At 63.8% G+C, this 10,792-nt stretch carries 12 protein-coding genes and 2 pseudogenes; 1 reads left to right on the top strand and 13 read right to left on the bottom strand.

The features are described from left to right. Positions 1-199: 199 nt before the first annotated feature. The 8 genes and pseudogenes from D180_RS10905 to D180_RS24545 all read right to left on the bottom strand — a co-directional run bounded on the left by D180_RS10905 (position 200) and on the right by D180_RS24545 (position 4,338). Positions 200-484, bottom strand: a pseudogene (locus D180_RS10905) (hypothetical protein). Positions 485-600: 116 nt separating this feature from the next. Next, the gene (locus tag D180_RS10910; protein ID WP_017912822.1) at positions 601-924 is read right to left on the bottom strand and encodes a RebB family R body protein; all 324 of its coding nucleotides are present in this window, start codon (positions 922-924) and stop codon (positions 601-603) included. A 374-nt stretch (positions 925-1,298) separates the two neighbouring features. Next, the gene (locus D180_RS10915; RefSeq protein WP_017912823.1) at positions 1,299-1,862 is read right to left on the bottom strand and encodes a hypothetical protein; all 564 of its coding nucleotides are present in this window, start codon (positions 1,860-1,862) and stop codon (positions 1,299-1,301) included. 80 nt (positions 1,863-1,942) lie between these two features. Beyond that, positions 1,943-2,551: a hypothetical protein gene (locus tag D180_RS10920; protein ID WP_223875730.1), complete on the bottom strand. Its 609-nt coding sequence runs from the start codon at positions 2,549-2,551 to the stop codon at positions 1,943-1,945. 791 nt (positions 2,552-3,342) lie between these two features. Further along, positions 3,343-3,588 carry an alpha-L-fucosidase gene (locus D180_RS24535; RefSeq protein ID WP_051064806.1) on the bottom strand — a complete coding sequence of 82 codons (246 nt, stop codon included), beginning with the start codon at positions 3,586-3,588 and terminating at the stop codon, positions 3,343-3,345. Continuing rightward, complete coding sequence (locus D180_RS24735; protein ID WP_017912825.1) at positions 3,585-3,713, bottom strand: hypothetical protein; 129 nt, start codon at positions 3,711-3,713, stop codon at positions 3,585-3,587. Before D180_RS24735 ends, D180_RS24535 begins: the two co-directional genes overlap by 4 nt. Positions 3,714-3,918: 205 nt before the next feature. Next, positions 3,919-4,080 (bottom strand): annotated as a pseudogene (locus D180_RS24740) (alpha-L-fucosidase); the annotation flags it as partial. A 12-nt stretch (positions 4,081-4,092) separates the two neighbouring features. Continuing rightward, a complete protein-coding gene (locus D180_RS24545) occupies positions 4,093-4,338 on the bottom strand; it encodes a hypothetical protein (RefSeq protein ID WP_051064808.1) in 246 nt (81 codons plus the stop codon). A 116-nt stretch (positions 4,339-4,454) separates the two neighbouring features. On the opposite strand from D180_RS24545, the gene D180_RS10930 reads away from it, so the two are divergent. Continuing rightward, positions 4,455-5,546, top strand: coding sequence for a sialidase family protein (locus tag D180_RS10930; protein ID WP_017912826.1), 1,092 nt, complete (start codon positions 4,455-4,457; stop codon positions 5,544-5,546). Between the two features lie 76 nt (positions 5,547-5,622). On the opposite strand, the gene D180_RS10935 is transcribed toward D180_RS10930, so the two are convergent. From D180_RS10935 to D180_RS10945, 5 genes are all read right to left on the bottom strand, one after another. After that, positions 5,623-6,393, bottom strand: a complete 771-nt coding sequence (locus tag D180_RS10935; protein ID WP_043090820.1) for a copper homeostasis protein CutC — start codon at positions 6,391-6,393, stop codon at positions 5,623-5,625. A 14-nt stretch (positions 6,394-6,407) separates the two neighbouring features. Beyond that, positions 6,408-7,469, bottom strand: coding sequence for a N(4)-(beta-N-acetylglucosaminyl)-L-asparaginase (locus tag D180_RS10940; protein ID WP_043090819.1), 1,062 nt, complete (start codon positions 7,467-7,469; stop codon positions 6,408-6,410). 233 nt (positions 7,470-7,702) lie between these two features. Then, the gene (locus D180_RS23915) at positions 7,703-8,086 is read right to left on the bottom strand and encodes a hypothetical protein (protein WP_157835452.1); all 384 of its coding nucleotides are present in this window, start codon (positions 8,084-8,086) and stop codon (positions 7,703-7,705) included. Positions 8,087-8,985: 899 nt separating this feature from the next. Next, the gene (locus tag D180_RS23920; RefSeq protein WP_157835453.1) at positions 8,986-9,276 is read right to left on the bottom strand and encodes a hypothetical protein; all 291 of its coding nucleotides are present in this window, start codon (positions 9,274-9,276) and stop codon (positions 8,986-8,988) included. Further along, positions 9,276-10,792 (bottom strand): RHS repeat-associated core domain-containing protein (locus D180_RS10945; protein ID WP_017912829.1); only part of this gene is annotated, 1,517 nt, incomplete at its 5' end. The genes D180_RS23920 and D180_RS10945, both read right to left, overlap by 1 nt.

Here is a 10,792-nt window from a genome sequence, read left to right on the forward strand (position 1 = left end):
ATGATGCCAAAGGCGGGGTTTTTAGAGGTGCCCTGAAGTCCCTCCCACAGGCGCCCTGGCCAACACACCGCAAGTCCTGGGGAGCGGCCGCCGCCGCGACGTGCGTGAGCGGGATTGCCCGTTGCGGCTGAAGCCGCTCCTTCAAGCACAAAGACGTGTCGCGCTGAGCCGTCGCAGAGCACGTCTTCAACGATGACCATCAAGCCCGCGTCGGCATGTTGTCCTTGAACGCCCGCAGCACCGCCGGCAAGCTGGCTAGATTGTCGGCAACACCAGCCTGGGCGATCTTCTCAACCGAGCCCGCGGTCGTGCTTGCGCTCTGCGTCTGCATTGCTCCCGGGCAAGTCGCCTGCGCCAGCGTGGCCGGCAGCAACGGCGCTGACGCAGCATTCTCGAACGGCGTGCCTACCGAATGCGCCAAGCTTTTGTCGACGGACGTCATTGCCTGTCACGGCGCTTCGCCAATGCCCTTGGCATTGGGCACGGTGACGGCGTCGGTGACCTGGTTATTGACTGCTGTGGATAGGCCCTGGAACGGTCCTCCTCAGGCAGAAGACCGCATCGCTACCGCCGTCCTGCGACGGCGTTAGCGTGCATGGCCTACGGCTGCTTGAACGCGTTGAGCACGGTCAGCAGGCTGGTGAGGTTGTCGGAGACGCCGGTCTGCGCGACCTTCTCGGTGGCGCCGGCGGCGGCGGTGGTGTCCAGGCTGTAGATCTGCATGACGCCCTGGTTGGCCGCCGCCTGCGCCACGGTATTCTGCTGCTGCGCGGAGACGGCGTTCTCGAACAGGATGCCGGTCGAGTGCGCCATGCTCTGGTAGATCGACGCCATCGCGAAGGCCGGCGCTTCGCCGATGACCTTGACGTTGGACTGGGTGACCGCATCGGTGATCTGGTCGTTGACCGCGGTGGGAAATGCCATGTGTTCGCTCCTGGGTTGGGGTACGGCCCACGCCGTACGATCTCTGAAAACGGGACAGTGCAGAACCTGTGAAACCGTGTGCGGCGTTTGTCTCGCCAACCTCGCCGCGATGTGCGCGCGACGAGGGAACATCGGCCACGATGCGCCGCGACCTCGGCCGATGCGTGTTGCTACCGCTGCGGGGTGTATCCCCTCGCGGCATCCGCTGCCATCCGATGCGATCCACCAGTACGGCCGGCGAACGAGCTACTGTCCGCGACGTGGCGCCAGGCTGGATCGCTGATGGCACGCAGCCATTTGCATCGCGCGCCGTGGCGCAAGGCCTTGGCCCACGCCGCAAAGCGCATCATGCGTGTTAGAAACACACGCCTGGCTCAGGCAGCGGGAGGCGGCGATGGTGCTCCCGGCTCCGCGGCCGGCGCATCCGCGATGAGCCCCTGCGCACGCGCCGCCTCGACCACCGCCTGCATCTGCTGGGCCAGGGCCGCGAACTCGCGCTCCAAGCACGCGCGCACTTCGGCCTGCACGAGATTGGCCAGGCGATCGGGGATCTGCGCCATCACCAGGTGATTGCTGCCGCCCTCGCCGCTCTGCGGCGGACGTAACTGGCCCGGTGGTAGCTGGTCTAGCGAACTGGCCGACTGGACCGCCTTGAGCACCGACGCTTCGCTGGCCGCGGTGGCACCGTCCAGCGCGCCCCTGCTGTTCTGCATCGTCAGCTGCATCTGCTGAATCAAGCCTTTCACGCGCTCGCGCTCGGCATCGATCAGCGACGGCGACGCACCGGCCGTTTCGGCGGCAGGCGCTACCGGCGGCGCGGACGATTCTGACGCGAAGCGCCGCAGTTGCTCCTCCTCGAGAGGAAGCAGCGGGCGACGCAACCAGCTCTCGGTGAGCTGGCGCAGCGTGGCGAAATCGGATGCGTGGTTGTCTTGCATGATGCTCCCCTGCCTGTGGTGAAACCGGTGATGCGAACGGCCTAGGTGGACGCGGACTTGCGGCCGCGCACCATGTCCGCCTACTTGGCGATGCTCTGGTCGATCTTGTCGATAGGCAAGCAGGCGGACTCGGCCTCCAGCGCGCCAGCAGCGGCTGCGACCGCCGCGGCGGCACCGACCAGCACGTCGGTGGCCAGCACGCCCAGCGCATCCTCGGCGGCCTGCTCCGGCTTGTTCTCGGCCAGGTTTTTGAGCAGCACGCTCTGGCTGGCCAGCGCCGTCTTGCTGACGCCGTCGAAATAGACCGCCGCCGATGGCGCGACCAGGCCCTGCGCCTGTCTGATCCGCATGTTCGATCCGACCTCAACCTGCGACGGTGCATAGGCCATGGTTTCGGCATCGCTGCGCTGTACGCCCCGCACGACCGTGCTGTTGAGCGCGTCGCAGGCCGGCCCTGCCGCCTCGGGCTGCGCGAGCATGTGTGCGTCGAGCGTCTTCAGCATGGATGGCGGCGTTGGCGACACGGGCGGCGATGTGGCGGCTGCCGCGCCGGCCCGGTCGCCGAGCTCGCCACGATCGGTCGCTGTTGCAGCCGATGTCGCGGCAGAGGCGCCGGTGGACGCGGCCGGTGGCATGGACACCGTCGCCGCTTCGGTGATCTGTGCATTGGCGCCGTTGGGAACTGTCATGGTTCGCTGCTGAGAGAGGAATGGCCGATGCCGTTAGCCCTGCGCATCGGATCAGGCGGCCGAGGACGGTATCGCTACGTGCAACGACGAGCGTAGAAGTAGAGCGGGCCGGCACCATCGAGGAGGCAACGCCCCGAAACGGCGGCGACCAAGGCTGCGCTGCAGCGCACGACATAGCGACGACAGCCCCCAGCCCCCCTCAGATGCTTTGCTTGTGCCACTCGACGTTGCAACGCACTCCTATCGTGATCGGCTGCAGTGCGCAGTTCCTGCATAGCCCGCGCAGCAGGCAGCAGGTTTTGTCCACATTCGTAGACATGCTCCAGGCAATCCTCGAACCTTGCATGCGGGCAATAGCAACACATCACATTCTGGCGGTAGCCACCGCTCGCTCCGGCGCACACCTTATGGCGTTCGGCCCGGACAACACGCGCTCCAAGCACCGAGGACGACGTCGCAAAAGGCTCCGGCTCCAGGTCCGCTCTTGCCGCTTGCGTCACGGCGCCGGCCAAACACGGGCATGCCTTGCAGAGTCAGGGGCGGACGCATGCATCGTCGACTGTTGATCACGAATCGCGAGGAGAGGCTACGCTCGCGCCGCACCCTCACCCCCGCCCCTCTCCCGGGGGGAGAGGGGAGTTGCCCTGCGGCGCGTGCCGTCTCCTTCGCAGCGATTTTTGGAATCGCGCCTGCAAGCCGGCGCTCTTGCCAAGACGCAGCGCACAACTCCAACGAAAAAGCCGCACCCGGCATCGCCGGGCACGGCTTCGGTTGCAGGCGGCAGGCAGGGATCAGCGCGCGGCGGCAGCGCTCACGTTGAACAACTGGAACTCGCGGATGTGCGCGGCGTCGACGCTGGACAGGATGTTCAGGCGCACGCACGAGGCGGTGACCGTGGGGAAGTGGTCGATCTTCATGTGGCCGATCGCCTGCGCCACCTTGACCCAGGCGCCGTCGCGGAACACTTCCACTGCGTACTTCTGCACCAGTTGGCCATTGTTGAACCATTCCATCGACAGCGCGGTGTCGAAGGTCACCGGCTGCTTGAATGCAGTTCCAGGGTGGCGTGGTGCGAGCCGTCCGGCGCGTTCCAGAAGGTGTCGCGGTCGCCGTCCACCGCCACAGCGATGCCGTCGTCGTTCTTGAGGCGGGAGTGCACCAAGTTGCGGTCGGCGCCCGTAGCGCTTGGCCCATTTCCTCCGGCCGCTTGACGTCGGCCACGGGCAGCGGGCCGCGCTTGTCCGGGGCGATGCCCAGCACCAACTGGCCGCCGCGGCCGACGCTGTCTTCCCAGATCTGCACCAGGCTCGTCGACGCTCTTCAGCGTCTGGCGCTGTTCGGGTGCCAGAACCACAGCAGCCCACGCCTTCCTTGCGCACGGCCTCGCTGGTCATCTTGACCAGGTCGCCCTTGCCGCCGAGCCACGGGCTGTTCTTCACCGAGTAGGCGCTTTCCTCGGTGGGCCACGGCGCGAAGCCGTCATGGTGCTTGGCGACCAGGATCAGGTACTTGGCGCCGGCCGCCTTGGAGGCGCGGAACCACTACGCCGGGCCCACCTGGTCCGGTGCAAAGACCTTGGGACTGGCGGTGCCGTCGCCCCATTCGCGGTCCAGGAAGGTGTTGGTGCCGAAATGCACGATCACGCCGAATTCCAGGTCCTGCCAGGCCACTTGCTGCGGCAAGGGTTTGACCTCGGCGAAGTTCTCGGCGAGCAGCGGCGGCGCGGCCAGAACATTCAGGCCGAATGCGGCCAGCCGGCGGAGCGGAGAGAGCGGACGGTCCGGCATTGCGATTCCGCGCAATCGTCGGTCGGGCAGACAGGCGGCCCTACCGGCGGTGTCAGGATATGGTATTTAATTGATGATAAATAGGTATCCCAATTTGCGGGCCAGGACCGTACCACATGATGTCGCCTTCGCTGTTTCCGTTGCTGTCGCTGTTCGCGGTGCGCGCCATCGCTGGTCCGGCCGCCGTCGCCCCACCGCAGGTGCCGCCCTCGCCCATCGTCTACAGCGAATTCGTCAACGCACAGGCGCCGACCGCGCAGTGCCACGCCTCGACCCTGGTGGAAACCCGCGACGGCCTGCTCGCGGCCTGGTTCGGCGGGCGCCACGAAGGCGCCGACGATGTCGCCATCTGGGTGGCGCGCCGCGACGCGCACGGCTGGCAACCGGCGCAGCGCGTCGCCGACGGCGCGCAGGCGCAGGGCGCACCGCTGCCGACCTGGAATCCGGTGCTGTTCCAGCCTGCCCAAGGACCGCTGCGGCTGTTCTACAAGGTGGGTCCGGACCCGAAGCGCTGGTGGGGCATGCAGACCACGTCCAGCGATGGTGGCCATCACTGGTCCACGCCCGAGCGCCTGCCCGACGGCATCCTCGGCCCGATCAAGAACAAGCCGGTGCAGCTCCCCGACGGCCGCATCCTCAGCCCCAGCAGCAGCGAAGACACCGGCTGGGTCGCGCACATGGAATGGTCCGACGACAACGGCGCGCACTGGACGCGCGGCCCGGCGATGAACGACCCGGCCAGGATCGGCGCGATCCAGCCCAGCGTGCTGCTGCACCAGGACGGCCGCCTGCAGGCGGTGGGCCGCAGCCAGCAGAACCACGTGTTCAGCACCTGGTCGCGCGACAACGGCCGCACCTGGGAACCGATGACCCTGCTCGACCTGGCCAATCCCAATTCCGGCACCGACGCCGTGGTGCTGGCCGACGGCCGCTCGCTGCTGGTCTACAACCCGACCGAGGCCGGCAAGGACTGGTGGGACGGCCGCGGCGTGCTCGCCGTCGCCCTGTCCGACGACGGCCTGCACTGGACCCGCGTGCTGACCCTGGAAGACAGCCCCAAGGACGAGTTCTCCTACCCCGCGGTGATCCAGACCCGCGACGGCCAGGTGCACATCAGCTACACGTGGAAGCGCACGCGGATCAAGCATGTGGTGCTGGATCCGAAGCGGCTGGGAGTTGGGTCAACGGCGCCTGCTGGCGGCAGGTGAATCTTGCTCGGGACCCGGGGCCCGCGACCGGGGACCCGGGAAAGCAAGAGCAAAGCGCTGCCGTAGCGGAGACAGATCAGGCTGCGGGATGCGGCGTTCCGGGTCCCGGGCCCCGGGTCCCCGGTCCCGGCTCCTCCAACAACGCCACCATCCGCCGCACCCGCGCCACATCGGTCTGCATGCGGTCGCCGCCGAGGCTGCGCACATGCGGATGCGGCGACGTCGCCCGCGACGCCAGCGGCCCACGCGCCGAGCCATGGAACTCGCGCGCGCCAGTGCGTGCACGCAACTGCGCCAGATTGGCCTCGGTGACGCCAGATCCCGGCATCACGCTCAAGCGCGCGCCGGCCTGCTGCACCAGTTCGGCGATCAGGTCGGCGCCCTCTTCCGCGGTCTCGCGCGCACCGGAGGTCAGGAGCCGCTCGCAGCCCAGCGCGATCACATCCTCCAGCGCACGCCGCGGATCGGCACTGACATCGAAGGCGCGATGGAAGGTGACGCCGAGCGGCCCGGCCGCGGCGATCAGCTCGCGCATCGTCGCCGTGTCCACCTCGCCGTCCGTGGTCAGCGCGCCGAGCACCACGCCGTCGCAGCCCAGGCGCACGCACTGCTCCACGTCGCGGCGCATCGCCTCCACTTCCGCCGCGTCGAACACGAAATCGCCGACCCGCGGACGAATCAGCACATACAGCGGAATGCGCAACCGATCGCGCACCGCCGCCAGCGTGCCGAACGACGGTGTCAGCCCGCCGCCATCCAGACCGCCACACAGTTCCACCCGCATCGCCCCGCCGTCCTGCGCGGCCAGCGCCGAGCCGATCGCATCGGCGGCCACTTCCAAGCCCATCGGCACCATCGCGCTCATGCCGCCGGCGCCGCGAAATGGCTCTGCCCGGGCAGCAGCAGATCCTGCCGCTGCGCATCGCAGACCGCATAACTGAAACCGGGCTGGATCGCGAACGCACCGACCTCGCCGCGCTTGTTCATCGCCAGGAACCCCACCTGCAGATCGCGGGTGAGTTCCGGCTTGCGCCGCACGATGCGCATCACCACCTCGCGGCAGGCCTCGGCTGGGCTCTTGCCCTGCCGCATCATCTCCACCACCGCGAAACTGCCGACGTTGCGGATCACCTCCTCGCCGACACCGGTCGAGGTCGCCCCGCCCACCTCGTTGTCCACGTACAGCCCCGCCCCGATGATCGGGCTGTCGCCGACCCGCCCGTGCATCTTCCAGGCCATGCCGCTGGTGGTGCAGGCCCCGGACAGATTGCCGTGCGCATCCAGCGCCAGCATGCCGATCGTGTCGTGATTGTCCTTGCCGCCGGGCAGCGTGCCGCGGCGATAGGCGCGGTTCTCGATATTGGCCTCGGGCGCGTAGTGCGAGGTCTTCAGCCATTCCTTCCACGCCTGTTCCGACTCAGGCGTGAGCAGCTTGGTACGCTCGAAGCCCTGCGCCAGCGCGAACTGCAGCGCGCCATCGCCGACCAGCATCACATGCGGCGTCTTCTCCATCACCCGCCGCGCCACCGAGATCGCATGCACGATGTCCTCCAGCGCCGCGACCGACCCGCAGCCGCCGGTGTGATCCATGATGCAGGCATCCAGCGTGACCCGCCCATCCCGGTCCGGATAGCCGCCCAGCCCCACCGTGTGATTGTCCGGATCGGCCTCCGGCACCCGCACTCCTGCCTCCACCGCATCCAGCGCCGCACCACCGCGCGACAGCACCTGCCATGCCGCCTGGTTGGCGGCGACGCCGAAGTCCCAAGTCGAGATCACCCGTGCTGCGCCGCGTGGCAAGGGGCCGACATTGGTCTTGGCCTTGGCTTTCGCCGCGGCGCGCGCGCCCGGCAGCACACCCCCAAGCCCGGCGGCCAAGGCGCCGAAGGCGGCGGTTTTAAGGAATTGGCGGCGTTGCGGCATGGGAAGGCTCCAGCATTGGGAGGGCGCGCGGGATGGTGGGCGCGTAGCCTTGCATCATGCGGCAGGGTAAGAGGGGATTGAATACCTGCTTGCGTCAAACAGCGCTTTGGGGGTCCGCACGCCCCTACAGTATCGCGTCAAAGCACGCTCGGCCTTTTATCAAGTTCATCGGCATGCTCCCATAGTCGCCCTGCAATGTCACATCGGCGCTACACCTCAAAAACGCCGGATTATCAGTACTCATCCATCGAAATGATGATGGTCCGCGTATAGCCCTCAAAATCAAGATAGAGATGCGCTGGCCGTGGATGCCGGGAGAGTTGGCCGATGAGGTCGGCAAGTTGACGGGCAGCATCCTTGCCGATGCGCCATAGGACGCCAGGAAGCGAATCGCTCGCCATTCTGGCATGCGGCGAGCCGTGTCGCTGCAACGTAATTTCTACACCATCGCATGCAGGCAGTATCGAGGACAGAAGCACTTCGCTTGGGCATATGCTCCATGCAAGCAGACCTGCACTCAGCGCCCGCACATCCTGCACCGCACCCATCAGTATCAATACATCATCGCCTTTGAAGTCGTCTCGAAATTCAATTCGCATCATGGCGCTATCGAACAATACTCAGTTTCGCAAAGCTGCTCACTCCATTATCTCATAAGATCCTACAGCAATGACCGAAGTAGCAAACCCAAAGCACGGAAGCTGAATATTTTCAATCGCCACCTCTGAAGTTAAAATCGAGAATTTTCAATAACTAACGCAAGTATAGACCTCAAAAAAACCCCCAACTATCATTGACAGATCGACATGGAATCGACGACTAAATAAGGTGAAGCGACCAAAAATTTGCATTGCAGTGTCATTGCATAAGGAATCCCGATAACATTAAAATTCAACCCCACCCTTTTTCAATTCCCGAGCAATGAGATCGCTCCACTTTCCAGCAGGCCCAAGCCGACTACGAGATAGCAATAGAGAAATACCTTTCGCACCACGGATGTCACCCTGAACCAGTGCACGTGCAAAATGCGTAACAGCGATTTCATCCTTACATGCCTGTACAGCCGCCTCACCAATCCAAAACACTAGCGTCGCCGGACCATAAAAGGGAAGCCTTTCGCATAAGAGCGTTAGCTTTACGCTTTGATTTAGCCCCACCTTCACCATCTAAGACCATTGCTGCAACATTAAAGTAAGCTTCGGCATCACCTTCCTCGGCAGCCTGTGAGTACCACTATCTAGCAAGCACCAAATCAGCCCGAACACCATCACCTGACGCATAAGAAATAGCGACTACAGACTGAGCGGACACATCGCCACGCTCTGCGCGCTTCTTCAAGCTAGAAAATTCAGAGGTCATTTTCTTTTTCCACCTTGCCAGTCCCTACAACTTCCAGCAAGGCCAATGCGATGCTTTTTCACTCAACCCAGCGTCAGATCGCCACGCCGCGGACCGGGTCTATCACTACGAGCAACGCACAGAGAAGGCAAGTTGCAAATTTATATTAAATAATATCTCAATTTTTTTTCCAGCCTCTCCATCCCCAGAATCCTATAAAATAAAACTCCACCACACCTACCACACCCAATAAAGCCAACTCAAACCAAGCACGAGCCTCATTCGAAAAGCCAAATGATGCCTGAAGCCATCCTAACAATTCGTGGCATGCCAAAGAAAACGGCAATGTCATCATCCAAATGAGGAAAACTGATTGCCAATTTCCCATATAAACCGAAAAGGAAGAGATTAAAAAAATTAAAAAGAATAATCCAGAAAGCAGCAAACCCGCCCTAGAAATGGCAACCATTACCAAGGCACCTCTGGGAGTGGGGTAACAGCGGAATTTCCAAGTAGAAACTGGCCCTTTAACGCAGTATCAACAGCTCCAGGCATGTAGCTTCCTCCGTAAATCCTCACCCCACCGGACTCAAGAGCGGAATAGGCAGCAACCGAACAATTCGTCTCATTCTCATGCGGAATGGCATCCCAAAAAGGTCTGTTTCGCAGATTTTCCACGGTTGAATCAAAATTCTTTTCATTAGGAATACTTACCTTCCAGATGCTGTCAGGCGGACGACCTTCTGCCTTCAATGTCGCAAACCAGTCATAAGTCATATTTTCGCCATGAGTCGCATGCGGCAATGGAAATTGACTCAAAATCACATCGCCATTTGTTTCACCAACGAATACATGCCCGACTGAGAATGGATAAATTTGACCACGCCAGACGACAACCACAACGTCTCTAAGTCCCAGTGAGTCAATAGCAGCCATCGGGCTACTTGCGGCATAAGCATAGGAGGTCAGCCCACCCTTCAAGCCAATCGGATCACTCTGCACATACCGCCCGGTACCAGGCTCATAGTCACGGAAGTAGTTCTGGTTGAGTCCACTCAGCGCGTCATAGCGCTGCCCGGGGAACCGCATATCGAACACGAAGGCGGTGCCATCTTTATCCGGATCCTGGTCCGGGGCGGTGGCGCCGAAGGCCTCGCCCTTCAGGTCCCAGCGCCAGATCGCCACGTCGCGAACCGGGTCGATCACCGCGCGCGGCGTGCCCAAGTGGTCCGGCTGCACGTAGCGCAGCGTGGTCTTGGCCAGCACGCCGACCGGCAGGTCGTCCAGCCAGATCGCCTGCTGCACGACGGCGCCGTTGTTGTCGTAGTCGCCCAGCCAGTGGCCGCTCTCGTCGTACAGCGTGTAGACATTGGTCTTGCTCACCCGCCGCACCTGCTCGCCGCGGCCGTTGTAGGCGTAGTTCGCCACCACCGTGCCGCTGCGCTTGACCTGTGTCAGTCGGCCATTTGCTCCATACACATACTGGACGGCCGTGCCACCGATGGCCGTGGTGTTGCCGGCCGCGTCGTAGCTGCGTGCGGTACCGGCGACGCTGCTCAGGCGGTGGCTGGTGGTCGGATAGCTGTAGGTCTGGGTGGTGGTGTTGACCTTGGCGCTGAGGCGGTTGCCGGTGGCGTCATAGGTGTAGCCGTCGATCACCGTATCGGTCGGGCCGTCCTTGAACGCGGTCAGCCGGCCCAGCGGGTCGTAGTCCAGTTTGATGACCGGTGCGGTGTTGCCTGGTGCGGTCAGCGCGCTGAGATTGCCGACAGGATCAAACGCGAAGCCCACCGCCAGCCCATCGCTACGGGTGTCGTTGACGGCCAGCGGGCGGTAGTCCTGGTCCAGCACGCGCTGCATCGGACGGCCGTTGCCGTAGGTCCAGCCAGCGACCGGGCCGAACGGATAGTAGGTGGCCTGGTTCAGCAGCACCTGACGGGAGCCGCCGGGTGGGGTCACGCCGACCTCGGTGGTCTGGCCCTGGG

Origin of the sequence: Xanthomonas sp. SHU 166, from assembly GCF_000364685.1 — a bacterium.
Taxonomy (GTDB): domain Bacteria; phylum Pseudomonadota; class Gammaproteobacteria; order Xanthomonadales; family Xanthomonadaceae; genus Xanthomonas_A; species Xanthomonas_A sontii.